The 24,246-nt window shown below is 72.5% G+C and carries 19 protein-coding genes and 1 pseudogene; 14 read left to right on the top strand and 6 right to left on the bottom strand.

The genetic code is table 11. The annotated features are described in order from the left end of the window. From nuoE to ACSNOA_RS00720, 11 genes are all read left to right on the top strand, one after another. Positions 1–1,182, top strand: coding sequence for an NADH-quinone oxidoreductase subunit NuoE (gene nuoE, locus ACSNOA_RS00770; protein ID WP_436655159.1), 1,182 nt, complete (start codon positions 1–3; stop codon positions 1,180–1,182). Beyond that, positions 1,179–2,495: an NADH-quinone oxidoreductase subunit NuoF gene (gene nuoF / locus ACSNOA_RS00765; protein WP_436655157.1), complete on the top strand. Its 1,317-nt coding sequence runs from the start codon at positions 1,179–1,181 to the stop codon at positions 2,493–2,495. The genes nuoE and nuoF overlap by 4 nt, the downstream gene beginning before the upstream one ends. Further along, positions 2,495–4,975, top strand: a complete 2,481-nt coding sequence (locus tag ACSNOA_RS00760; RefSeq protein ID WP_436655155.1) for an NADH-quinone oxidoreductase subunit G — start codon at positions 2,495–2,497, stop codon at positions 4,973–4,975. The genes nuoF and ACSNOA_RS00760 overlap by 1 nt, the downstream gene beginning before the upstream one ends. Beyond that, positions 4,972–6,318, top strand: coding sequence for an NADH-quinone oxidoreductase subunit NuoH (nuoH, locus tag ACSNOA_RS00755; RefSeq protein ID WP_436655153.1), 1,347 nt, complete (start codon positions 4,972–4,974; stop codon positions 6,316–6,318). The genes ACSNOA_RS00760 and nuoH overlap by 4 nt, the downstream gene beginning before the upstream one ends. A gap of 1 nt (position 6,319) precedes the next feature. Further along, entirely contained in the window at positions 6,320–6,961 is a 642-nt protein-coding gene (gene nuoI, locus ACSNOA_RS00750; RefSeq protein ID WP_436655151.1) for an NADH-quinone oxidoreductase subunit NuoI, read from the top strand. Then, on the top strand, positions 6,958–7,728 hold the full coding sequence (locus ACSNOA_RS00745; protein ID WP_436655149.1) for an NADH-quinone oxidoreductase subunit J: 771 nt from the start codon (positions 6,958–6,960) through the stop codon (positions 7,726–7,728). The genes nuoI and ACSNOA_RS00745 overlap by 4 nt, the downstream gene beginning before the upstream one ends. 57 nt (positions 7,729–7,785) lie before the next feature. Then, positions 7,786–8,085 (top strand): NADH-quinone oxidoreductase subunit NuoK, encoded by a 300-nt coding sequence (gene nuoK / locus ACSNOA_RS00740; protein ID WP_436655147.1) that lies wholly within the window; start codon positions 7,786–7,788, stop codon positions 8,083–8,085. A 12-nt stretch (positions 8,086–8,097) separates the two neighbouring features. Next, positions 8,098–10,056, top strand: coding sequence for an NADH-quinone oxidoreductase subunit L (gene nuoL, locus ACSNOA_RS00735; protein ID WP_436655145.1), 1,959 nt, complete (start codon positions 8,098–8,100; stop codon positions 10,054–10,056). Between the two features lie 64 nt (positions 10,057–10,120). Next, on the top strand, positions 10,121–11,656 hold the full coding sequence (locus ACSNOA_RS00730; RefSeq protein WP_436655143.1) for an NADH-quinone oxidoreductase subunit M: 1,536 nt from the start codon (positions 10,121–10,123) through the stop codon (positions 11,654–11,656). A 61-nt stretch (positions 11,657–11,717) separates the two neighbouring features. Beyond that, a complete protein-coding gene (gene nuoN / locus ACSNOA_RS00725) occupies positions 11,718–13,271 on the top strand; it encodes an NADH-quinone oxidoreductase subunit NuoN (RefSeq protein WP_436655141.1) in 1,554 nt (517 codons plus the stop codon). Positions 13,272–13,414: 143 nt separating this feature from the next. Continuing rightward, positions 13,415–14,488 carry a polyprenyl synthetase family protein gene (locus tag ACSNOA_RS00720; protein WP_436655139.1) on the top strand — a complete coding sequence of 358 codons (1,074 nt, stop codon included), beginning with the start codon at positions 13,415–13,417 and terminating at the stop codon, positions 14,486–14,488. A gap of 141 nt (positions 14,489–14,629) precedes the next feature. On the opposite strand, the gene ACSNOA_RS00715 is transcribed toward ACSNOA_RS00720, so the two are convergent. Next, positions 14,630–15,811, bottom strand: a complete 1,182-nt coding sequence (locus ACSNOA_RS00715; protein WP_436655137.1) for an MFS transporter — start codon at positions 15,809–15,811, stop codon at positions 14,630–14,632. A 154-nt stretch (positions 15,812–15,965) separates the two neighbouring features. On the opposite strand from ACSNOA_RS00715, the gene ACSNOA_RS00710 reads away from it, so the two are divergent. Continuing rightward, positions 15,966–16,748, top strand: a complete 783-nt coding sequence (locus tag ACSNOA_RS00710; RefSeq protein WP_436655136.1) for an IclR family transcriptional regulator — start codon at positions 15,966–15,968, stop codon at positions 16,746–16,748. Between the two features lie 80 nt (positions 16,749–16,828). Here ACSNOA_RS00710 and ACSNOA_RS00705 read toward each other — a convergent pair whose 3' ends face one another. After that, a complete protein-coding gene (locus tag ACSNOA_RS00705) occupies positions 16,829–18,955 on the bottom strand; it encodes a PhoX family protein (protein WP_436655134.1) in 2,127 nt (708 codons plus the stop codon). 245 nt (positions 18,956–19,200) lie between these two features. Between ACSNOA_RS00705 and ACSNOA_RS00700 the strand changes: the two genes are divergently transcribed. Together ACSNOA_RS00700 and ACSNOA_RS00695 are read left to right on the top strand one after the other, a co-directional pair. Then, entirely contained in the window at positions 19,201–19,716 is a 516-nt protein-coding gene (locus ACSNOA_RS00700; RefSeq protein WP_436656164.1) for a sigma-70 family RNA polymerase sigma factor, read from the top strand. Continuing rightward, complete coding sequence (locus ACSNOA_RS00695) at positions 19,713–20,402, top strand: anti-sigma factor family protein (protein ID WP_436655132.1); 690 nt, start codon at positions 19,713–19,715, stop codon at positions 20,400–20,402. The genes ACSNOA_RS00700 and ACSNOA_RS00695 overlap by 4 nt, the downstream gene beginning before the upstream one ends. A gap of 12 nt (positions 20,403–20,414) precedes the next feature. On the opposite strand, the gene rarD is transcribed toward ACSNOA_RS00695, so the two are convergent. From rarD to eccE, 4 genes and pseudogenes are all read right to left on the bottom strand, one after another. Next, positions 20,415–21,341: an EamA family transporter RarD gene (gene rarD, locus ACSNOA_RS00690; RefSeq protein ID WP_436655130.1), complete on the bottom strand. Its 927-nt coding sequence runs from the start codon at positions 21,339–21,341 to the stop codon at positions 20,415–20,417. Then, entirely contained in the window at positions 21,338–21,835 is a 498-nt protein-coding gene (locus tag ACSNOA_RS00685) for a GNAT family N-acetyltransferase (RefSeq protein WP_436655128.1), read from the bottom strand. The genes rarD and ACSNOA_RS00685 overlap by 4 nt, the downstream gene beginning before the upstream one ends. 88 nt (positions 21,836–21,923) lie before the next feature. Next, positions 21,924–22,310: a phage holin family protein gene (locus tag ACSNOA_RS00680; RefSeq protein WP_436655126.1), complete on the bottom strand. Its 387-nt coding sequence runs from the start codon at positions 22,308–22,310 to the stop codon at positions 21,924–21,926. Between the two features lie 102 nt (positions 22,311–22,412). Further along, positions 22,413–24,237 (bottom strand): annotated as a pseudogene (eccE, locus tag ACSNOA_RS00675) (type VII secretion protein EccE). Positions 24,238–24,246 lie beyond the last annotated feature (9 nt).

Genomic DNA, 24,246 nt, shown 5'->3' with positions numbered 1-24,246 from the left:
ATGACGACGACTTTCAGTGACGAGACGCGCGCCCGGGCACGGGAGATCATCGCCCGTTACCCGGCGGACCGGTCCCGCTCGGCGCTGCTGCCGCTGCTGCACCTCGTGCAGTCCGAGGAGGGTTACGTCTCCCCGGCCGGGGTCGAGTTCTGCGCCGAGGTGCTGGGGCTGAACAAGGCGCAGGTCGGCGCCGTGGCCACCTTCTACACCATGTACAAGCGCAAGCCGACCGGCGACTTCCTGGTCAGCGTCTGCACCAACACGATGTGCAACGTGCTCGGCGGTCAGGAGGTCTACGACACCCTCGCCGAGCACCTCGGCGTCGGGCACGACGAGACCACCGCCGACGGGAAGATCACCCTTGAGCACGCCGAGTGCCTCGCGGCGTGCGACTACGGCCCGGTCATGACGGTCAACTACGACTTCTTCGACAACGTCGACCCGCAGGCCGCCGTCGGCGTGGTGGACGAGCTGCGCGCCGGTGGCCGGCCGATGCCGACCCGCGGGGCCCGGCTCTGCACCCTCAAGGAGATGGCCGTCCAGCTCGCCGGCTTCGCCGACGAGCGGGAGGGCGCCGTCGCCGACGGCGGGCCGGGCGAGCCGAGCCTCCGCGGCCTGCTCCTCGCGCAGCAGCACAACATCTCGGTGCCGGGCTTCGACCCCAACACCCCGATCCGGAGCAAGGCGGAGGCCGACAGGGCCGCCGCCGAGGCGAAGGCCAAGGCGGAGGCGGCCGAGAAGGCGAAGGCCGACGCCGCCGCGAAGCAGGCCCCCGACGCCCCGGTGAAGGGCGGCGACGGCGCGTCCGCACCGACGGGCACGCCGGCCGGTGTCGAGCCGGCCCGGCCGGAGGAGGTCACCGGCAGCACCGCGCCGGACGTGAAGGCCCCGGACGACAAGTCGCCGCAGGTGCGTACCGCCGAGACCCGGCAGCCGGACGCCGCGACGGCCGTGCCGGACGCGCCCGGCACGAAGGTGCCGTCGGACGCCGTGCCGCCCGCGCCCCGCGACGCGCAGGAGGCGGAGGCCGCCGGCGCGGCCGCGAACCCGCCGGCCGGCGACGGCAAGCCCGCCGGCGACGAGGCCGGCGCGCAGGAGCGCAACCTCAAGGAAGCGGAGGCCGGGGCGGGCGCCAACGGCGCGGGCCCGGCGGGCGCGAACGAAACGGGGGTCCAGAAGTGACCACTCCTCGGCCGGAGACGCTGGCCAAGCTCACCCCGGTGCTCACCAAGCGCTGGCTCTCGGCGGACGCCTGGCGGATCGGCACCTACGAGAAGCTCGACGGCTACGCGGCGCTGCGCAAGGCGCTCAAGGCCCACCCGGACGACCTGATCCAGCTCGTCAAGGACTCCGGGCTGCGCGGCCGTGGCGGCGCCGGCTTCCCGACGGGTCTCAAGTGGGGGTTCATCCCGCAGGGCGACGGCAAGCCGCACTACCTCGTCGTCAACGCCGACGAGGGCGAGCCGGGCACCTGCAAGGACCTGCCGCTCATGACGCACGACCCGCACTCGCTGGTCGAAGGCGTCATCATCGCCTCGTACGCGATCCGGGCCAACCGCGCGTACATCTACATCCGCGGCGAGGCCGTGCACGCGGCCCGGCGGCTGCGCAACGCGGTGCAGGAGGCGTACGCCAAGGGTTACCTCGGCCGCAACATCCTCGGCTCCGGCTTCGACTTGGACCTGGTGGTGCACTCGGGCGCCGGGGCGTACATCTGCGGCGAGGAGACCGCGCTGCTGGACTCGCTGGAGGGCTTCCGCGGCCAGCCGCGGCTCCGCCCGCCCTTCCCGGCGACCCACGGCCTGTACGCGAGCCCCACGGTGGTCAACAACGTGGGCACCATCGCGAGCGTGCCGTACATCGTGCTGGGCGGCGCGGCCTGGTGGAAGACGATGGGCACGGAGAAGTCCTCCGGGCCGATGATCTACTCGTTGTCCGGCCGGATCGCGAACCCGGGCCAGTACGAGTGCTCGTTGGGCATCACGCTGCGGGAGCTGATCGAGCTGGCCGGTGGGATGCAGCCCGGCCACAACCTGAAGTTCTGGACCCCGGGCGGCTCGTCGACCCCGCTGCTCACGGCCGAGCACCTGGACGTGCCGCTCGACTTCGAGTCGGTGGCCGCCGCGGGCTCGATCCTCGGCACCACGGCCACCCAGATCTTCTCCGACCAGGACTGCCCGGTCTACGCGACCTACCGCTGGCTGGAGTTCTACCACCACGAGTCGTGCGGCAAGTGCACCCCGTGCCGGGAGGGCAACTACTGGATGGTCCGGGTGTACCGGCGGATCCTCTCCGGCCAGGGCACCTACGAGGACCTGGACACCCTGCTCGACACCTGCGACAACGTCCTGGGCCGGTCGTTCTGCGGCCTGGGCGACGGCGCGACCAGCCCGGTGACCTCCTCGCTGCAGTACTTCAAGCAGGACTACCTCGACTACATCGAGGGGCGCACCGCGCCGAAGCTGTCGGAGAAGACCCTGGTGGGGGCGCACTGATGACCGACGTAGCCAAGAAGACCGAAACCGTCACGCTCACCATCGACGGCATCGAGGTCAGCGCCCCGAAGGGGACTCTGCTGATCCGGGTCGCCGAGCAGATGGGCATCGAGATCCCCCGGTTCTGCGACCACCCGCTGCTGGCCCCGGCCGGCGCGTGCCGCCAGTGCCTCGTCGAGGTGGAGGGGCAGCGCAAGCCGGTCGCCTCCTGCACCCAGGCGGTCGCCGACGGCATGGTGGTCCGCACGCAGCTCACCTCCCCGGTCGCCAAGAAGGCGCAGGAGGGGGTGATGGAGCTGCTGCTCCTCAACCACCCGCTCGACTGCCCGATGTGCGACAAGGGCGGCGAGTGCCCGCTGCAGAACCAGGCCATGTCCACCGGGCGGACCGACTCCCGGTTCCACGAGCACAAGCGGGAGTACCCCAAGCCGCTGCCGATCAGCAGCCAGGTGCTGCTGGACCGGGAGCGGTGCGTGCTCTGCCAGCGCTGCACCCGGTTCTCCGAGGAGATCGCCGGCGACAAGTTCATCGACCTGATGGGCCGGTCGTCCGCCGAGGAGATCAACATCTACCGGGACGACGCGTACGGCGAGGAGGGCGACGCGGGTGACGTCCCGTTCAACTCCTACTTCTCCGGCAACACCGTGCAGATCTGCCCGGTCGGCGCGCTGACCGGCGCCCAGTACCGGTTCCGGGCCCGCCCGTTCGACCTGGTCTCCAGCCCGAGCGTCTGCGAGCACTGCTCGGCCGGCTGCGCGCAGCGCACCGACTGGCGGCGGGGCAAGGTGCTGCGCCGGCTGGCCGGTGACGAGCCCGCCGTGAACGAGGAGTGGAACTGCGACAAGGGGCGGTGGGGCTTCCAGTACACCCGCGCCTTCGACCGGCTCACCACGCCGCTGGTCCGCGACCGGAGCACCGGTGAGCTGCGGGAGGCGTCCTGGAGCGAGGCGCTCACCACGGCTGCCGAGGGGCTGCGGGCCGCCCGGGACAGCGGGCAGGGCGCCGCGGTGCTCACCGGCGGCCGGCTGACCGTGGAGGACGCCTACGCATACGCGAAGTTCGCCCGCGTCGCCCTCAACACCAACGACATCGACTTCCGGGCCCGGCCGGTCTCCCGCGAGGAGTCCGACTTCCTGGCCAGCACGGTGGCCGGGGTCACCGGCGTGACGTACGCGGACGTCGAGAAGGCGCCGGCGGTCGTGCTGGTCGGGCTGGAGCCGGAGGAGGAGTGCCCGATCCTCTTCCTGCGCCTTCGCAAGGCGTACCTGAAGAAGACCCTCACCGTGTACGCGATCGCCCCGTTCGCCACCCGCGGCCTCGAGAAGCTGGGCGCGAAGCTGGCCCGGGTCGTGCCGGGCGAGGAGGCGAGCGTGCTGGCCGAGCACGCCACGGTCGCCGAGGCGCTGAGCGCCGAGGGCGCCATCCTCATCGTCGGGGAGCGCCTCGCCGAGGTGCCGGGCGGCCTCTCCGCCGCCGCGGACGTGGCCCGGCGTACGGGGGCGAAGCTGGCCTGGGTGCCGCGGCGCGCGGGTGACCGCGGCGCCGTCGACGCCGGCTGCCTGCCGAACCTGCTGCCCGGCGGCCGCCTGGTCACCGAGCCGGCCGCCCGCGCCGAGCTGGGCGAGGCGTGGGACATCGCGGCCGGGGTGATCCCGAGCCAGGCCGGCCGGGACACCGACGGCATCGTCGCGGCGGCCGCCGCCGGTCAGCTCGGCGCGCTGGTCGTGGCGGGCGTCGACCCGGCCGACCTGGCCGATCCCCGGCTCGCCGAGAAGGCACTGGACACCGTCCCGTTCCTGGTGAGCATCGAGCTGCGCAACAGCGCGGTCGCCCGCCGGGCGGACGTGGTCTTCCCGATCGCCCCGGTGGTCGAGAAGGCCGGCAGCTTCCTGGACTGGGAGGGGCGGCTGCGCACCTTCGAGGCGGTGCTGACGACCGGCGCGATGACCGACGGCCGGGTGCTGGACGCGCTCGCCGCGCAGCTCGACGTGCGGCTCGGCACCGCCGACGTGCTGAGCGTCCGCCGTGAGCTGGGCGCGCTGCCGCCCACCCGGACGACCCGTCCGGCCGCTCCCGCCGTCGAGCCGGCCGCGGCCCCGCAGCCGGGCGCCGGCGAGGCGGTGCTGTCGACCTGGCACCAGCTCATCGACCTGGGCAGCCTCACCGACGGCGACGAGCACCTCGGCGGGACGGCCCGCCCGCCGGTGGTCCGGCTGGGCAAGGGGACGGCCGAGGCGCTCGGTGTCGCCGACGGCGACCCGGTGACGGTGGGCACCGACCGCGGCGCGGTCACCCTGCCCGCGGCCATCACCGAGATGCCGGACGGCGTCGTCTGGCTGCCGACCAACTCGCCCGGTTCGACCGTCCGGCGCAGCCTCGGCGCGACCTCCGGCACGGTGGTGCGGATCTCGGCTGCTCCGGTGGCCGCCGACGCCGCCGGACGCCCTGGCCCGCTCCTCAACACTGGGGGTGTCCAGTGATCTACCTGGCCCAGGACCCGACGCTGGCCGACTTCGGAAAGGACCCGTGGTGGCTGGTGGTCGGCAAGGTGCTCTTCGCCTTCGTCCTCGCCGTGCTCGCCACGCTGCTCGGCGTCTGGTTCGAGCGCCGGGTCGTGGGCCGCATGGCGGTGCGGCCCGGCCCCAACCAGGTCGGCCCGCTGGGTCTGCTGCAGACCCTGGCCGACGGTCTGAAGATGGCCTTCAAGGAGGACATCCTCCCGCGCACCGCCGACAAGGTGGTCTACTTCTTCGCCCCGACCATCTCGGTGATCTGCGCGGTCACCGCCCTGTCGGTGGTGCCGTTCGGTCCGATGGTGAGCATCTTCGGCCACCACACGCCGCTGCAGGTCACCGACGTGCCGGTGGCGGTGCTGGTGCTGCTCGCCTGCTCGTCGATGGGCATCTACGGCATCGTGCTCGGCGGTTGGGCGTCCGGCTCGACCTACCCGCTGCTGGGCGGTCTCCGCTCCAGCGCCCAGATGATCTCGTACGAGGTCGCCATGGGGCTGAGCATCGTGGCGGTCTTCATGACGGCCGGCACGATGAGCACCAGCGGGATCGTCGCCGCGCAGGGCGACGGCACCCGGATCACCGTGTTCGGCACGGCGATCCCGACGCCCGGCTGGTACGCCATCCTGCTGCTGCCGAGCTTCGTCATCTTCTTCATCGCCATCGTCGGTGAGACCAACCGGGCGCCGTTCGACCTGCCCGAGGCCGAGTCCGAGCTGGTGGCGGGCTTCATGACCGAGTACAGCTCGCTGAAGTTCGCGCTCTTCATGCTCTCCGAGTACGTGTCCATGGTGACCATGTCCGCGGTCACCACGACGCTGTTCCTCGGCGGCTGGCGGGCGCCCTGGCCGATCACCCTCTGGGAGGGCGCCAACTCCGGTTGGTGGCCGATGCTCTGGTTCTTCGCCAAGGTGATCGTGCTGGTCTTCGTCTTCGTCTGGCTGCGCGGCACGCTGCCCCGGCTGCGGTACGACCAGTTCATGCGGTTCGGCTGGAAGGTCCTGCTGCCGATCAACCTGGTCTGGATCCTCGTGCTGAGCGGCCTGCGCTCGATCGAGGACTGGGACACCCGGGGCAAGCTGATCGCGGTCGGCGTCCCGGCCGGCCTGCTGCTGATCGCCACGCTGTTCTGGCCGAGCCGCCGGCCGGAGCCGAAGCCGACCCTCCAGGAGCAGGTCAACAACCGTCCGCACGGCAGCTTCCCGCTGCCGCCGATGGACCTTCAGGTTCCACCGAGCCCGCGCATCACGCGCGTGGTCGCCGAGCGGGAGCCGGCCAACATCGCCGCCGGCTCGGACTCCAGGGAGGTGTGACGTGGGCGCGATCACCGGAACGTTCAAGGGCTTCGGGGTCACCTTCTCGCACATGTTCAGGAAGGTCGTCACCACCGACTACCCGTTCAAGCCGCCGGTTTCGGCGCCGCGCTACCACGGGCGGCACATCCTCAACCGGCACCCGGACGGGCTGGAGAAGTGCATCGGCTGCGAGCTGTGCGCCTGGGCCTGCCCGGCGGACGCGATCTACGTCGAGGGCGGCGACAACACCGACGAGCAGCGCTTCTCGCCGGGTGAGCGGTACGCCAGCACCTACCAGATCAACTACGCGCGGTGCATCTTCTGCGGGCTCTGCATCGAGGCCTGCCCGACCCGTTCGCTCACCATGAGCAACGAGTACGAGCTGGCCCGCGACAGCCGGCAGGACCTGATCTTCACGAAGGAGCAGCTGCTCGCGCCGCTGCTGCCGGGCATGGAGCAGCCGCCGCACCCGATGCGGCTGGGTGACAGCGAGAAGGACTACTACGTCGGCGCGCTCACCAACCCGGGCACCTCGGCCGGCGCGGAGCACGCGGCCAACAGCCCGGGCCGGTACCAGGTGGAGGAGCACCCCGGCGTGACCTTCCCCGGCGCCGAGCAGCACGCGCAGCGGGCCGCGGCCGGCAAGGGGGACGGAGCATGACCACGCAGACCGTGCTGGCCGCGGCGGGCGGGGTGTCCGGCGGCGAACAGGTCACCTTCTGGATCCTGGCCCCGCTCGCGCTGATCGGCGCGATCGGGATGGTGGCCGCCCGCAACGCCGTGCACTCGGCCCTCTGGCTGGTGCTCACCATGCTCTGCCTGGGCGTGTTCTACGTGCTCCAGGCCGGGCCGTTCATCGGCATGGTGCAGATCATCGTCTACACCGGCGCCATCATGATGCTGTTCCTGTTCGTGCTGATGCTGGTCGGCCGGGACGCGTCCGACTCGCTGATCGAGACGCTGCGCGGCCAGCGGGCCGCCGCCGTGCTGCTCGGCCTCGGCTTCGCCGGCCTCGTCGGCGGCGGCATCTACCGCGCGCTGGAGGGCACCACGGCGGCCGGCCTCGACCAGGCCAACGCCGAGGGGAACGTCCAGGGCATCGCCCGGCTGTTGTTCACCAAGTACGTCTTCGCCTTCGAGCTCACCTCGGCGCTGCTGATCACGGCGGCCGTCGGCGCGATGGTGCTGGCGCACATCGAGCGGCGCAAGCAGGACAAGCTCGACCAGCCCGCCACCATGCGGGCCCGCTTCCAGCCCGGGAACTACCCCGGCCCGAAGCCCGGCCCGGGCGTCTTTGCCACCTCCAGTTCGGTGGCCACGCCCGCCCGGCTGCCGGACGGCCGGCTCACCGAGCGCAGCACTCCCGAGATCCTGCCGGTCCGCGAGCTGACCGCGCAGGAAATCTCCCCGAAGGGGACGGACAAGTGAGCGCGAGGAGTGCAGCGAAGCGGAGTCCCGCAGTCGCGAACGAAAGGTTGGCTGAGCATGACTCCTGACTACTACCTCGTCCTCGCGGCGGTGCTGTTCACCATCGGCGCGTCCGGGGTGCTCATCCGTCGCAACGCGATCGTGCTGTTCATGTGCGTCGAGCTGATGCTCAACGCGGCCAACCTGGCGCTGGTCACCTTCAGCCGGATCAACGGTGACCTCAACGGCCAGATCATGGCGTTCTTCGTGATGGTGGTGGCCGCGGCCGAGGTCGTGGTCGGGCTCGCCATCATCATGGCGATCTTCCGGACCCGGCGTTCGGCGAGCGTCGACGACGCCAACCTGCTCAAGTACTAAGAGGGGCCTGCGGTGGGAGAGATTCTGACGAACGCCCCGGCGGAGCCGGCGGGGGCCGTCACCTACGCGGCGGCGGACGGGCTGCTCGGCAGCGTCTGGCTGCTGGTGGCGATCCCGCTGGTCAGCGCGGCGATCCTGCTGCTGCTCGGCCGGCGGGCCGACCGCTGGGGGCACTGGCTCGGGGTGGCCGCGATCGGCGCGTCGTTCGTGCTCGGCCTCACCTCGTTCTTTTCGCTCCGGGGGCTGGAGAACAAGTCCGTCGAGCTGAGCCTGTGGGACTTCATCGCGGTCGGCGGCCTGCGGGTGGACTTCGGGCTGCTCTTCGACCCGCTGGCCGCCGTCTTCGTCCTGCTGATCACCGGGGTGGGTTTCCTGATCCACCTGTACGCGGTCGAGTACATGGCGCACGACGGGGGTCGTCGGCGGTTCTTCGCCTACTTCAACCTGTTCGTCGCCGCCATGCTGCTGCTGGTGCTCGGCAACAACTACGTGATGCTCTACGTCGGCTGGGAGGGCGTCGGTCTGGCGTCGTACCTGCTGATCTCCTTCTGGTACGAGCGGCCGAGCGCCGCCACGGCCGGCAAGAAGGCGTTCCTCATGAACCGGGTCGGTGACGCCGGCCTGGCCATCGCGATCTTCATCATGTTCGCGACGCTCGGCACCACCCAGTACGACGAGGTCTTCTCCGGCGTCGGCGGGCTCACCGAGGCCACCGTGCTGGTGCTCGGCCTGCTCCTGCTGCTCGGCGCGACCGGCAAGTCGGGCCAGTTCCCGCTCCAGGCGTGGCTGCCGGACGCGATGGAGGGCCCGACTCCCGTGTCGGCGCTCATCCACGCGGCCACCATGGTCACCGCGGGCGTCTATCTGATCGCCCGGTCGAACCCGATCTTCTCGGCCAACACGACGCTCCAGCTCGTGGTGGTCAGCGTCGGTGCGCTGACCCTGCTGATCGGCTGCATCATCGGCGCGGCCAAGGACGACATCAAGCGCGTCCTCGCCTGGTCTACGGTGAGCCAGATCGGCTACATGTTCCTCGGCGTCGGCCTCGGCGGGGCGGCGTACGCGCTGGCCATCGTGCACCTGCTGGCCCACGGCTTCTTCAAGGCCAACATGTTCCTCGGCGCCGGCTCGGTCATGCACGGCATGCACGACCAGGTCGACATCCGCCGCTTCGGCGGGCTCTCGAAGTACATGAAGGTCACCTGGCTCACGTTCATGATGGGCTGGCTCGCCATCATCGGCATGTTCCCGTTCTCCGGCTTCTTCTCGAAGGAGCCGATCATCGTGGCCGCGTTCGAGCGGGACGACTGGACGGCCTGGATCTTCGGCGGGGCCGCGCTGGTCGGCGCCGGGCTCACCGCGTTCTACATGACCCGCCTCTTCGTGCTGACCTTCCACGGGCCGAAGCGGTGGACGGAGGACATCGAGCACCCGCACGAGTCGCCGGCCCTCATGACCATCCCGCTGATCCTGCTGGCGATCGGCTCGGTCGGGGCGGGCTTCCTGCTCTCCACCTCCGTGCCGGACTGGCTGGAGGCCACCGCAGGCCTGGGCGGTCAGGAGGAGGGGCACGAGGCGGTCCTGTCGCACGGAGTCATCACCACGCTGTCGCTGGCGGTCACCGTGCTCGGCGCCGGCCTGGCCTGGTTCCTGTTCCGGGGTGGCACGGCCACCGCGCCGCAGCCGGCCGGCGTGGTCGTCACCGCGGCCCGCCGCAACCTCTACACGGACGCCTTCAACGAGGCGGTCTTCGAGAAGCCGGGCATCTTCCTCACCCGGGCGCTGGTCTTCCTCGACAACCGGGGCGTCGACGGGCTGGTCAACGGCATGGCCGCCGCGGTCGGCGGAGGCTCGGGCCGGCTCCGGCGGCTGCAGACCGGCTTCGTCCGGTCGTACGCGACCTCGATCCTGACCGGCGCGCTGCTCGTGGTGGCGGCGTTCCTGGCCGTACAGGCGGGGTGGCTGGCGTGATCGACCTCTTCCCGGCCGCCCCCGCCGGCGGACCACGCAGTGACGACGGAGGTAAGGCCGCATAATGTCCAACTTCCCGTTCCTCTCGGTGCTGACCGTGGCGCCGCTGGTGGGTGCCCTTGTGGTGGCCCTCGTGCCGCGCCACCGGCCGGAGCTGGCCAAGCAGGTGGCGTTCGTCTGGTCGCTGCTCGTGCTGGTGCTCTCGGTGCTGATGTGGATCACCTTCCAGGTCGGCGGTGACCGCTTCCAGTTCCGCGAGTCGTACCCCTGGATCCCGAACTGGGGCGTCCACTTCACGTTCGCGGCCGACGGCATCGCGCTGGTCATGCTGATGCTGATCGCGGTGCTGGTGCCGCTCGTGATCCTGGCGTCCTGGCACGACGCCGAGTCGTCGAAGCGGTCGGTGCCGGTCTACTTCGCGCTGCTGCTCGTCCTCGAGTGCACGATGATCGGCGTCTTCGCGGCCGCCGACGTGTTCCTCTTCTACGTGTTCTTCGAGGTCATGCTGGTGCCGATGTACTTCCTCATCGGCAGCTACGGCGGCCACCAGCGGCAGTACGCGGCTGTCAAGTTCTTCCTCTACTCCCTGGTGGGCGGGCTCTTCATGCTCGCCGCGGTGATCGGCCTCTGGGTGGTCGGCGGAAAGACCTTCGACTGGCAGGCGCTCTCCCAGGTGGACATCTCCACCGGCACCGAGCGCTGGCTCTTCCTCGGCTTCTTCCTCGCCTTCGCGATCAAGGCGCCGTTCTTCCCGTTCCACACCTGGCTGCCGGACGCCGGTGGCGCGGCGCCGGCCGGCGCGGCCGCGCTGCTCGTGGGCGTGCTCGACAAGGTGGGCACGTTCGGCATCCTGCGGTACTGCCTGCCGCTGTTCCCGGACGCGGCCAAGTGGTTCGCGCCGTGGGCGCTGGCGCTCGGGCTCATCGGCATCATCTACGCCGCGCTGCTGGCGGTCGGCCAGAACGACCTGAAGCGGCTGGTGTCGTACACCTCGATCGCGCACTTCGGCTTCATCGGCGTCGGCATCTTCGCCTTCACCACCCAGGCCGGCACCGGGGCCGTTCTCTACATGGTCAACCACGGCCTCGCCACCGGCCTGCTGTTCCTGGTGGTGGGCATGCTGATCGCGCGGCGCGGCTCGGCGCTCATCACCGACTTCGGCGGGGCCGGCAAGCTGGTCCCGGTGCTGGCGGGCGTGCTCTTCTTCGCCGGTCTCGCCTCCCTGGCGCTGCCCGGCACCGCGCCGTTCGTCTCCGAGTTCCTGGTGCTGATCGGCTCCTTCACGGTGAACAAGCCGGTCGCCGTGATCGCCACCGTGGGCATCATCCTGGCCGCCGCGTACGTGCTGTGGATGGTGCAGCGCACCACCCAGGGCACGGTCAACCCGGCGCTCACCGAGGTCGACGGGATGCGCCGTGACCTGAACCTGCGCGAGAAGGTCGTGGTCGCGCCACTGATCGCGCTGATCGTGCTGCTCGGCTTCTACCCGAAGCCGGTCACCGACGTGATCAACCCCGCCGTCCAGGCGACCATGGACGACATGGGCAAGACCGACCCCGCCCCGTCGGTGGGCACCACAGTCCAGGAGGCCAGCCGGTGAGCGCGAGGAGTGAACGAGCGGAGCGAGTGAGCCCCGCAGTCGCGAACGGAAGGTCGGTACAGTGAGTGAGCTCAAGCTGCCGTCGATCGACTACGCGGCGCTCGCGCCCATCCTCATCATGTTGGGCGCCGCGCTGATCGGGGTGCTCGTCGAGGCCTTCGTGCCGCGGCGTTCGCGCCACCTCGTCCAGCTCTCGCTGGCGCTGCTCGCGGTGCTCGTGGCGCTCACCATGGTGGTGCTCAACGCCGACGACCGGCTGCTGACCGCCGGCTCGGCGATCGCCGTGGACGGTCCCACGCTCTTCCTCCAGGGCGCGATCCTGGTGCTGGCCGCGATGGCGCTGCTGCTCATCGGCGAGCGCGCGGTGGAGCGCGGCGGGGCGTTCGTCGCCCAGGCCGCGGTCACCGCCGAGTCGGTCGACGACCGGCGGCAGGCCGAGAGCGCGGGCGGCGCCACCGAGGTCTACCCGCTGGCCACGTTCGCGATCGGCGGCATGCTGATCTTCGTGGCGGCGAACGACCTGCTCACCATGTTCATCGCGCTCGAGGTCTTCTCGCTGCCGCTGTACCTGCTCTGCGCGCTGGCCCGCCGCCGGCGGCTGCTCAGCCAGGAGGCGGCCCTGAAGTACTTCATGCTCGGGGCGTACGCCTCGGCGTTCTTCCTGTTCGGCGTGGCGCTGATCTACGGTTTCACCTCCGGTGTCCCGGGCCGGTCGGCCGGGGTCGACTTCGCCACCATCAACGCGGCGGTCGGCGAGTCGCCGGCCAGTCGGGTGCTGCTGTTCGCCGGGATGGCGCTGCTCGCCATCGGCCTGCTGTTCAAGGCGGCCGCGGCGCCGTTCCACGTGTGGACGCCGGACGTCTACCAGGGCGCTCCCACGCCGATCACCGGCTTCATGGCGGCGTGCACGAAGGTCGCCGCGTTCGGCGCCCTGCTCCGCGTCTTCCACGTGGCCTTCGCCGGCGCGAGCTGGGATTTCACCCCGGTGCTCGGCGTCGTGGCGGTGCTCACCATGCTCGTCGGCGCGGTGCTGGCGGTCACCCAGACCGACATCAAGCGGCTGCTGGCGTACTCGTCGATCGCGAACGCCGGCTACCTGCTCGTGGGCGTGCTCGCCCCGTCGCAGGACGGGCTCTCCGGCACGATGTTCTACCTCGTGGCGTACGGCTTCTCGGTGCTCGCCGCGTTCGCCGTGGTGACCCTCGTCCGGGACGGCGACGGGGAGGCCACGCACCTGTCCCGCTGGGCGGGGCTGGGCCGGCGGTCGCCGTTCTACGCCTCGCTGTTCACGTTCATCCTGCTGGCCTTCGCCGGCATCCCGCTGACCAGCGGCTTCACCAGCAAGTTCGCGGTGTTCGGCCCGGCGCTGGCCGAGGGTCGGGCATGGCTGGTGGTCGCCGGTGTGCTGACCAGCATGGTGCTGGCCTTCCCGTACCTGCGGGTCGTGGTGATGATGTGGCTGTCGGAGCCGGGCGAGTCGACGCCGACCGTGGCCGTGCCGGGCGCGCTCACCTCGGCCGCGCTGATGATCGGGGTGGTGGCCACCCTGGTCCTCGGTGTGGCCCCGGCCCCGCTGCTGGACCTGGCGACGGGAGCCGCCGAATTCGTCAGATGACGGTTCCGGGTCGACGGGGGCCGGTACGCCTTGGGCGTGCCGGCCCTCCGGCGTATCCGCCCCGCTCGATCGGAGCGTGTCGGCGGTGGCCGGCACGTATCCCCCGCCCGGGGCAGGTCGAACGGGTGTGGCATGGTTGAGGCGTGGTGAATCCTGCTGGCGAACGTACAGGTGCCACCGGCTCCGGCGGCCGTCGGAGCCGGCAGCACACGGGTCAGTTCGAGGCGCTCGGTCTCTACCTCGCCGATCCCCGCCTCGAAGCCTCCGTGCTGGCCGTCCTCGACGGGGTCGAGGTCGAGCTGCGCGGCAGCGTGGCCAGCGCCGACCCGCTCGTCACCGAGGCCGCCCGGCATCTCGTCGAGGCCGGTGGCAAGCGGTTCCGGCCGCTGCTGGTGGCCCTCGGCGCGCAGTTCGGCGACCCGACGAACGCCCAGGTCGTGCCCGCCGCCGTGGTGATGGAGCTCACCCACCTGGCGACGCTCTACCACGACGACGTCATGGACGAGGCGGCCGTCCGCCGGGGCGCCCCGAGCGCCAACTCCCGGTGGACCAACTCGGTGGCCATCCTGGTCGGTGACTACCTCTTCGCGCGGGCCGCCGACATCGCGGCCGACCTCGGCACCGAAGCCGTACGCCTGCAGGCGCGCACGTTCTCCCGGCTGGTGCACGGCCAGATCGCCGAGACCGTCGGCCCGCGTCCCGGCGAGGACCCGGTGGCGCACTACCTCCAGGTGATCGCCGGCAAGACCGGCTCGCTGATCGCCACGTCGGCACGGTTCGGCGGCATGTTCGGCGGCGCGTCGCCGGAGCACGTCGAGGCGCTGCAGGGCTACGGCGAGACGATCGGCGTCGCGTTCCAGCTCTCCGACGACCTGCTGGACATCGCCAGCGAGTCGGCCCAGTCGGGCAAGACGCCCGGCACCGACCTGCGCGAGGGCGTGCCGACCCTGCCGGTGCTCTACGCCCAGGCCGGTGACGACTCCGACGCGGCGTCCGTACGGCTGCGCGAGATCCTCGCGGCGGGCGCCGTGACCGACGACGACCTGCACGCCGAGGCGCTCGGTCTGCTGCGGGAGAGCCCGGCCCTCAAGCGGGCGCGGGAGACCGTCCGCAGCTACGCCGAGGAGGCCCGCTCCCAGCTGGCGCCGCTGCCGCCGAACCCGGCGCGCCGCGCGCTGGAATCCCTCTGCGACTACATCGCCGACCGCACCAGCTAACCCACCCCGCTCCACCCCCCGGGGGGGCTCCGCCTGATGATCAAGAGGTTTGCGTCAGGAATCCGCCCTGCGCTGACGCAAACCTCTTGATCAAGAGGGTCGACGCCGGGGTCGGCGCAGGTCAGACCGGAGGGACGCCGGTCAGGGGCGGGTCAGGAGGCGGCTGCCGGTCAGCATGAGGGCGGCGGCCAGGAGCATCGAGAGTGCCGCCGTCGTCCACATCGCCGGGTAGCCGGCCCGCGCGGCGACCGTGCCGAGGCCGAGCGGGCCGAGGCAGCCGCCGGCGTACACCCCGGTCTGGGTGATCGAGGTGGCGGCGGCCGGGGCCTGCGGGTGCAGCCGGACCACCGCGAAGTTCATGAGCCCCGGCCAGGCCCAGCCGAGACCGAAACCGAGCACCACGCCGGCCACCAGGGGCACCGGCCCGGCCACCGCGAGCAGCCCGAGCCCGGCCGCGCCGACCAGCAGCATTCCGGCGATGACGGCCACGTGCCCGCCGGACCGCCGGTCGGCGAGCCACCCGGAACCGACCCGCGCCAGCACGCAGACGGCGCTGCCGAGGGTCAGCGTGAGGCCGGCCAGCCCCGGCGCGAGCCCCCGTCCCACGGCCGCGTCGACCACGAAGGTGCCCAACGCGTTGGCGGCGCCCGCGGCCAGCGTCGCGGCCACGCCGATGACGACCAGCGGACCGGTGCCCCGGCTGGCCCGCGAGCCCCCCGCCCGGCGCGCCGGCCGGGCCTCGCGCCGCGGTACGGCGGGCAGCGTGGCCAGCGCCGCGCCGGCGGCGGCCACGAACGCCCAGCGCCACCCGGCGGTGAGGGCGATGGTCGGCACTGCGGCGCCGGCGAGCAGCGTGGACACCGGGATGGCCGCCTGCTTGACCCCGAACGAGAGCCCCTGCCGGTGCGGCGGCACGTGCCGGGCCAGGGCGGCGTTGCTCGCGAGCTGGCCGAGGGCGTTCGCGACGCCGCCGGCCGCGAGCAGCCCGAGCAGGACGGGGTACGAGCGGGCCAGCCCGGCCACGGCGAGGAGGCAGGCGGCGGAGAGCAGGACGCCGGCGCGGGCCACGACAGCCGGACCGTACCGCTCGGCGAGGGCGCCGGACGGCACCGAGGCCAGGGCGCCCACGCCGAAGTAGAGCGACACGGCGAGGCCGAGCCCGGCGGGGGAGAAGCCGAGGTCGTCGCCGAGCTGGACGGCGAGACCACCGACCAGGAACACCGGCAGGACGCAGGCGATCGTGACGGCGATGGCGCTCGCGCTGGCGCGCACCGGTCGCGCGCGGGTGGTGTCGGCGGCGGGGGTGGTGGCGGTGTCGGTCATCGTTCCGCAAACCTACGCCAGCCGCCGGTGGAGCACGGATCGTGTCCGTCGGTGCACGAACCGTCGAGGACGATCTGGCATCCTCGACCCGAACAGGCGTTTCGGACCGGCTCTGGATTTCATATGGTGTAAGTCCCCGGCGGCGGAGGTGGTTGTGCGCGACCCCCTGGCGGAACCTTCGGATCTGATCCGCAGCGTCTCCCGCGCCTTACGAGTGCTCGAGTCGGTCGGTCGTGCCCCGAAGGGGCTCACCGTCAAGCAGATCGCCCGGCGGTGCGAGCTGACCGTCGCCACCACCTACCACCTGGTGCGCACGCTGGCGTACGAGGGCTACGTGATCCGCCGTGAGGACGGCACGTACATCGTGGGACTGGAGGTCGCCGACCGTTACCGGGAGCTGGTGACCGCGTTCCGCGGGCCGCCCGCGGTCGGGGAGAGCCTGCGACGGGCCGCCACCGACACCGGCTACAGCCACTACCTCGGCCGGTTCGTCGGCGGCCAGGTGGCGGTCACCGCGGTCGCCGAGGGCCCCCGCTCGCCGTACCTGGAGGACCTGGTCCCCGGCTTCGACGAGGGGGCACACGCGACGGCGCTCGGCAAGAGCCTGCTCGCCACGCTCACGGCCGAGCAACGCTTCCGCTACCTGCGGGAGTACGGCATGCGCCCGTTCACGAGCGCCACGCTCACGAGCCCCGAGACGTTCGAGGCCGACCTGGCCGCCGGCGACCGGCGTGGCATGCAGCTGGAGCTGGGGCAGTTCCGGCAGGGGGTGGCCTGCGCCGCCGTGCTTGTCAGCCCCGACAAGGACATGGAGCGCCGCGTGGTGCTCGCCTGCGCGCTGCCGGCCAGCGAGATGATGACCTCGGCCCGCGTCGTCCGGGCCAAGCTGCTCACGGCGGCCCGGGCGGTCGCCGACAGCATCGCGGCCGACCACTGAGCCCGTACGCCGCGGGGCCCTCCCCCCGGATGGGAGAGGGCCCCGCGGCGGCGGTCCAGCGTCGAACCGCCGGAGGAACGTCAGCTGCCGACCGGGCCGCCGTCGAGACGCCAGGTGACCACCACGCCCGGCTTGGCGAAGTCGCCGTCGGGCCAGGTGGAGGCGGGCTGCTCGACCGAGGCACCGGTGATCTCACCCGGGTGCTGCACGGCCACGAAGACCGAGCGGTTGTCGCCGGTGATGAACGGGCCGCAGGTCTCGGCGCCGAGCGGCACCGTCAGGAACTGCTTGAGGTGACCCCGCTCCGGGCCCTCGAGGGCGGTCGCGAACAGGCCGTCGTTGCTGCCCAGCGCGTTGCCGTCGGTGGAGATCCAGAGGTTGCCGGTGGCGTCGAACGCGACGTTGTCCGGGCAGGAGATCGGGGAGACCCTGGTCTTGTCGTACCCGCCGAAGTAGGTCGACGGGTCGGTGGGGTCGCCGCAGACGATCGGCAGCGACCAGGTGAACGCGTCGGCGGTGTGGTCGCGGCGGTCCTCCACCAGCTCGAGGATCTGCCCGTGCTTGTTGCCGTTGCGCGGGTTCGCCTCGTCGGCGGCGGCCTTCCCGGCCTTGCCCCGGTCGGTGTTGTTGGTCAGGGCCACGTACACCTTGCCGGTGAGCTGGCTCGGCTCGACGTCCTCGGGCCGGTCCATCTTGGTGGCGCCGACCTTGTCGCCGGCCAGCCGGGTGAAGGTGAGCACGTCCGCGGCGGTCATGCCCTCGACGTACGAGCGGTTGCCGCTCACCAGCTTGATCCAGCGGCCGCGGCCGTTGAACGCCCCGTCCGAGGGGAGCGTGCCCGAGCCGTCGATCTCCCCGGCGCTCGTCTGGTCAAGCTTCGCGACGTAGAGGGTGCCGGACTCCAGCAGCGTGAGGTTGTGCTTGCGGGCCGTCCAGGAGTTGCCCTTTATGAACTTCTTGTCCGACACGAACTTGTACAGGTAGTCGAACCGCTCGTCGTCGCCCATGTACGCGACCACGTGGCCGTCCTCCGCGACGATGACGTTCGCGCCCTCGTGCTTGAGCCGGCCCAGCGCCGTGTGCTTGCGCGGGCGGCTCTCCGGGTCGAATGGGTCGATCTCCACGACCCAGCCGAAGCGGTGCGCCTCGTTGGGGTGCTTGGCCAGGTCGAAGCGCTCGTCCGCCCGCTCCCACCTGCGGCTGCCGCTCGGGTAGCGGGTCGTGGTGGGGATGCCGTAGCGCTCCAGCTTCGGCTTCAGGTCCGCCGGTGCGCCGTCCGCGCCGACGAAGTACTGGTTGAAGTTCTCCTCGCCGGAGAGCACGGTGCCCCACGGGGTCACGCCGCCGGAGCAGTTGTTCAGCGTGCCGACGACCGTGCGGCCCTTGGGGTCGGCCGCGGTCTTCAACCAGGCCGAGCCGGCCGCCGGGCCGGTCAGGTCGAACTTGGTGGCGAGGGCGGTGACCCGCCGGTTGTACGGCCGCCGGCCGTTGCCGACGGGCCGCCACTGGCCCGTGCCGTCGACCCGCTCCAGCTCCACGACCGACATGCCGTGCGCGGCCATCGCGACCCGGAGCTGCTCCACCGAGAGGTTGTCCAGGCCCGGGAAGCCGGGAAACATGAGGTCCTCGTTGGTGTACTCGTGGTTGACCACGAGCAGCGCCCGCCGACCCTGCTTGTCGAGCGGCAGCACGCCGACGAAGTCGTTGTTGTAGCCGAACTGCTTCGACTGCGCGGCGGCGGTCTGCCTGTGCAGGTCGAACTCCGGCGCGCCCGGCACGACCGGGTCGCCCCACTTGATGACGACGGCGTGGTCGTACCCGTTCGGCACCACGAGCGTGTCGAGCTTGTTCGGCGGGATCGGCTTGAAGGTCAGCGCGCCGTTGCCGACGCCCCGCGTCGGGCGCCCGAACCCGGCGGCCTCGGGCACCACCGGCGTCGCGGGGGCGGCCGAGGCGGGGGCCGCACCGGCCAGCGCGCCGGCCGCCGCGCCTCCGAAGCCGAGCACGAGCGCGCCGACCGCACCGGCCCGGACGACGCCGCGCCGCGAGACCTCCGCGTCCACCACGTCGCCGAAGTACGCATTGTCCGAGGTGTTCGGGACCGGGTGGTCGCAGGCGTTGCCGCAGCGGTAGAGACAGGTCATGGCGTCACGGCTGCCGTGCCGGGTGGCGCTCAGCAGCGGGAGCAGCCGGGGACGGTCGCTCATGGGGGATGCCTTCCTGACGGGAATCCGGTGGCACGCGGGACGATGGTCCCGGCGCGTGCGTACCCGCCGGACGCTAGGAGCACGTGGTGAGCGATCGTCGGCGTCGATGTGAACCAGGCGTGAACACCTCGTCCGAACGGTCGATTGGAAACCCCGGCTGACCTCGGGCTGAACCGATCGGGGTGACCGCACGTATTCATCGGCGAACGCACCGCCGGACTCGCGCCGAAAGCGAGGAGAGCGCCATCACCGACCACGACGCCCAACTGCTCCGCGCGCTGCACGACGAGCACGCGGAGGCGCTGTACGCGCACGCCCTGCGGCTGGTCAACGGCGACCGGCAGCGCGCCGAGGACCTCGTGCAGGAGACCCTCCTGCGGGCCTGGCGGCACCCCGAGGCGCTCGACCCGCGGCGCGGCTCCGTCCGCGCGTGGCTCTTTACGACCGCCCGCAACCTGGCCATCGACGCCTGGCGGCGGCGGTCGACGCGAGTGGGCGAGGTGTTCACCGACGAGCTGCCAGAGCCGCCGGAGGTGGTGGACGAGGCCGAGCGGGCGGTCGAGGCGTGGACGGTCGCCGAGGCGCTGAACCGGCTCAGCCCGACCCACCGCGAGGTGCTCATCGAGTGCTTCTACCAGGGACGGTCGGTGACCGAGGCGGCGTCCCGGTTGGGGGTGCCACCGGGCACCGTCAAGTCACGGACGCACTACGCGCTGCGCTCACTACGGTTGGTCCTGGCGGAGATGGGGGTGACGGGATGACCCGGTGCGAGTTCGCGCACGACGACGGCGCGTACGTGCTGGGCGCGCTCGCCCCCGCCGAGCGGGCCGCGTACGAGCGGCACCTCGCCGGCTGCGCCGAGTGCCGCGAGGCGGTCGCCGAGATCGCCGTGCTGCCCGGGCTGCTCGGCCGGCTCGACCCGGCCGGGCTGGAGCAGTTCCTCGTGCCCACGTCCGGTCCCGCACTGCCCACGCTGCTCGACGCGGCCCGCGACCGCCGACGCCGCGAGCGCTCGGCGGGCCGCCGCCGGTACGCGCTCACCGCTCTCGCCGCGGCGGGACTCGCCCTGGTGGTGGGCGTCGGCTCGGCGGTCGTGCTGCCGCGGGAGGCCAGCCCGCCCGCCGAGTCCGTGCGGATGGTCGCCATGCGTCCGGTCGCCGGCACGGTGCCGGTGCACGCCGAGATCGGGCTCACCGGCACCGACTGGGGCACCGAGGTGACCATGCACTGCGGGTACGAGTCGCGCACCGGCTACCGCAAGGCGTACACCTTCCGGCTGGTGGCGCACGGCCCGGACGGCGCCACCGAGCAGATCGGCTCCTGGCTGGCCGCGCCCGGCGACGACGTCCGGTTCACCGGCGCGACCCGGTTCACCGACGCGGAACTGGTCCGCCTGGAGCTGCTGCGCGCCGACGGCACGCCCGTCCTGAGCTACGACGTCCCCTGAAGGGGGCGCGGCTCAGTGCGTGGCCAGGGCCGGGTCGGGGCTCTGGCTGCGGGCGGCGGCCCGGGTGCGGCGGGTGTGACGCACGGCGTCCGCCGTGAAGACGATCAGCGCGAGCCAGACCAGCGCGAACCCGGCCAGCCGGGCCGGCGGCATCGGCTCGTGGAAGAGGAGCACGCCGCAGCCGAGCTGGAGGATCGGCGCCAGGTACTGGATCATGCCGAGACTGGTGAGCGGCAGCCGGTTGGCGGCGCCCGCGAAGAGCAGCAGCGGGATCGCGGTGGCCGCACCGGCCAGCACCAGCAGGGCGGTGTGCCCGGCCGAGACGTGACCGAAGGTGGCGTCGCCGTCGGCCGCGAGCCAGCCGAGGTAGCCCAGCGCGGGCAGCGCGAGCACCGCCGACTCGACGAAGAGTCCCTCCGCGGCGGGCAGCGCGAGCCGCTTCTTGACCAGGCCGTATCCGCCGAAGCTGAGCGCGAGGGTCAACGCCAGGTACGGCAGCCGTCCGTAGTCGATGGTGAGCACCGCGACGGCGAGACCGCCGACGCCCAGCGCCGCCCACTGCGCGGGCCGGAGCCGCTCGCGCAGCACCGTCACCCCGAGCAGCACGACGACCAGCGGGTTGATGAAGTAGCCGAGCGCCGTCTCCACCACCCGGTCCGAGTTGACACCGTAGATGTAGGTGCCCCAGTTGACGGCGATGAGCGCGGCGGCGACCGCGATCCCGGCCAGCGCCCGGGGACGGCGGGCGAGCGCCCGCAGGAAACCGACGTTGCGCATCGCGGCGAGCAGCAGCGCCACGAAGGCCACCGACCAGACGATCCGGTGGGCCAGGATCTCCAGCGGTCCGGCCGGCCGCAGCAGCTTGAGGTAGATCGGGAAGAAACCCCAGAGCAGGTACGCGCCGAAGCCGTACAAATATCCCAGACGGAGCGGTGTCACGCCTCCACCGTAAGGGGTGTTCCGGGGCTTTGTTCCTTTCCGGTGACGGGCGTCACCCGGCCGGGACGCTCGTCGAGCTCCATCCACCGCTCCGGATGCACCGGCGTGAAGCCGACCTTCGCGTACACCCCGTGCGCGTCGTTCGTGGCCAGCACGATCCGGCGTACGCCCAGGTCGGCGAGGTGGTCGCGGACGGACGCGGCGAGCCAGGTGCCGAGCCCGCGCCCCCGCTCGGCCGGGTCGACGTAGACGTCGCACAGCCACGCAAAGGTTGCCCGGTCGGTGACCACCCGGGCGACCGCTACCTGGCGGCCGTCTCCCGGGCGGTAGACGCCGAACGGGATCGAGCCCGCGAAGGAGTGCTCCACCGTTTCCCGCTCCCGCCCGATCGCCCAGTACGCGTCGGTGCTCAACCAGTGGTGCACACGGGCCAGGTCGAGCCGGCCGGGATCGGTGGTGAGCAGGTAGCCGTCGGCGCGGGTCACGGTGAACACGTCGCCACGCTAGTCCCGCGACCCGCGGACCGCGCCGACCAATTCCCGGATGTTGGTCGTCGGCCGGCGCCGGCCCATGCGGGTGCGGTCAGTCGCGGTCGAGGATCGCGCCGAGCACCCAGGTGACGATGCCGACGAAGAGCGCGCCGAGCACGGCGGCCGGCCAGAACCCGTCCACGTGGAACGGTAGCCCGGCCTCGCCGGCGATCCAGCTCGTGAGCAGGAAGAGCAGCCCGTTGACCACGAGCGCGATGAGGCCGAGGGTCAGCAGGTACAGGCCGCAGCCCACGGTCTTGATGATGGGCTGGAGCACCGCGTTGACCACACCGAAGATGGCGGCCACGAGGATCAGCGTGATGACCGTCTGGACGGTCGAATCGGACTCCAGGCGGATGCCCGGAATGATCAGAGTGGCCAACCAGAAGGCGATCGCCGTGGTGACGAGCCGGATCAGCAGGCCCTTCAGGAAATCCATTCCGGGGATCGTGCCACGACCGGTCGAGCGACGGAACCCGTGCCAGTCGACGGATACGCCGGTGTTCGCGGCGGGTCACCCGCAGGCGCCCGTCCCTGACCGTCAGTGGCGGGACGGGCGGCCGACGAGCTGCGCCTCCACGGGGGTGAGGGCGAGTAGCGCCCACCGCAGCGCCCGCCGGTTGACGACGGCCGCCATGTCGTCCCGGACCCGGGTCAGCCACTCCGCGGAGTCACCGAGCCCCAGTGCGGCGCCGGCGAGCGCGGCCTCCCGGGCGGCCAGAGGTTGCAGCACCGCGAGGTCGGCGCGGCTCAGCGCGTCCACGTCGGACGGGGTCAGCTCGTCGCGGACGACGAGGGTCGACACCCAGGGCGGGCCCGGCTCCGCGTCGGCCCGGACCGGGCCCACGTCGACCACGACCAGCAGCGGACGCAGCGGTGTGGCCGCCACCTCCGGCAGCGGTCGGCCCGGAGGAAGCAGCGGTAGCGTCCCGCCGGGCGCCCCCACCCCCCGGACGAACGGCTCCCAGGCGCGGGGCCGGGCGGTCCGCACCACCACCTCGGCGCCGAGCGCCATGGCCCGCAGCATCACCAGCTGGGCGAGGCGCACCCCGCCGACCAGCAGCGACCGGGTGCCCTCCGGCCGGAACAGGCGGACGCTCAGCGCGGCGCCGTGCCGGTTCGTACCGAGCATCAACCCGGCGCCGCCGAGGCGCAGCTCCGGTGCCTCCGCCGCCACCTGACCGCCGGGCTGCGGCCCCACGAGCGCCAGCGGCAGCGTCGCGGCGAGACCGTGCGCGTGGGCGCCGTCCAGCCGGTGGACCTCCCCGCCCAGCCCGTCGACCAGTGCGTGCAGCGCCCGGGCCGCCAGCGACAGGGCCCCGGGCGAGCCGGCCGCGAGGCGCACGGTCGGCAGGGCGCCGGTGCCGGGGCCCGCGCAGAGCGCCACCGTCGTGGCGGTCGTGGGCAGCGTGAGCAGCCGGGGCAGGAGCCGGCGCGCGCCGTCGCCGCGCAGGCCCAGCGCGAAGGTGGCCTGGACCAGCCCTCCGGAACGCATGCTCGCCCAGTGTTCCCGCAGCGGCGCGGCGTCGTGGTGGGCCAGCTCGGCGAGCACGCGCAGTGTCGCCGCCACACCGAGCGGGCGTACGCCGAGCGGCCGCAGGCGCCGGACGATCCGGCGCAGCGTGCCGGCGAGGACCCGGCGCAGCTCCTCCGGCGACCAGCCGTCGACCCGTAGCACCCGGACCGCGAGGACCGCCCGCTCCCACGCGGCCAGCCGGCCGTCGGTCAGCTGCCGGTACGACGTGCCCACCGCACCGCCCACCGCGGCGGCGGGCGCGGGCGAGACGGAGAGCACGAGCTGGACACGCACCGGTGGGCCGTCCGGCGTGCCCGCCGCCAGCAGCGTCGCCGGGGCGGGCAGCGTGCGGAGGGTGTCACCGATCAGCTCACCCGGATCGCCGACCTCGAGCAGGGCGGTGACGCCGGTCGCGTCGTCCAGCACGGCGGCCGGCCCGCCCGCGAGGTCCGCGGAGCGGACCACGGCCCCCGGGTCGACCAGGTCGAGCAGCGCCGCGTCCCCCGCGCCCGCCGGCAGGGCGCGGCGGCGGGTGAGGTGCGCCAGCGCGGTCCCCGACCACTCGAAGAGCCACCGGCCCCCGCACACGTCCCCACGCCAGGGTCAGCAGCGGCGCGGCCGCCAGCAGGGCGCACGCCAGCGACCCGGCGCCCCGGCCGGCGGCGGCGACGGGCAGCGCCACCGCGACCTGCGCGGTGACGACCTGACCGGCCCGGACGCGGGCCGGCCGGCGGGCCGCGACGAGCCGCGACGGCGGCGCCGCGGTGCGCGCGATGCGGCCGGCGTGACCGCCCGCCTGAGCGTCACCGGGGACCGGACGGGGCGGGTCGACGGTGCTCGTCGCCGTCATCGCGTCTCC

Origin of the sequence: Micromonospora sp. URMC 103 (assembly GCF_051386435.1) — a bacterium.
GTDB lineage: Bacteria > Actinomycetota > Actinomycetes > Mycobacteriales > Micromonosporaceae > Micromonospora.
This window is presented reverse-complemented; position numbering and strand designations above follow the sequence as displayed.

Excerpts from the sequence above, each read along its gene's own strand:
- ACSNOA_RS00760 (WP_436655155.1), top strand. The coding sequence starts at position 2,495 with ATGACCGACGTAGCCAAGAAGACCGAAACCGTCACGCTCACCATCGAC.
- ACSNOA_RS00745 (WP_436655149.1), top strand. The coding sequence starts at position 6,958 with ATGACCACGCAGACCGTGCTGGCCGCGGCGGGCGGGGTGTCCGGCGGC.
- ACSNOA_RS00680 (WP_436655126.1), bottom strand. The coding sequence starts at position 22,310 with ATGGATTTCCTGAAGGGCCTGCTGATCCGGCTCGTCACCACGGCGATC.
- nuoE (WP_436655159.1), top strand. The coding sequence starts at position 1 with ATGACGACGACTTTCAGTGACGAGACGCGCGCCCGGGCACGGGAGATC.
- ACSNOA_RS00705 (WP_436655134.1), bottom strand. The coding sequence starts at position 18,955 with ATGAGCGACCGTCCCCGGCTGCTCCCGCTGCTGAGCGCCACCCGGCAC.
- ACSNOA_RS00730 (WP_436655143.1), top strand. The coding sequence starts at position 10,121 with ATGTCCAACTTCCCGTTCCTCTCGGTGCTGACCGTGGCGCCGCTGGTG.
- ACSNOA_RS00715 (WP_436655137.1), bottom strand. The coding sequence starts at position 15,811 with ATGACCGACACCGCCACCACCCCCGCCGCCGACACCACCCGCGCGCGA.
- nuoK (WP_436655147.1), top strand. The coding sequence starts at position 7,786 with ATGACTCCTGACTACTACCTCGTCCTCGCGGCGGTGCTGTTCACCATC.
- ACSNOA_RS00695 (WP_436655132.1), top strand. The coding sequence starts at position 19,713 with ATGACCCGGTGCGAGTTCGCGCACGACGACGGCGCGTACGTGCTGGGC.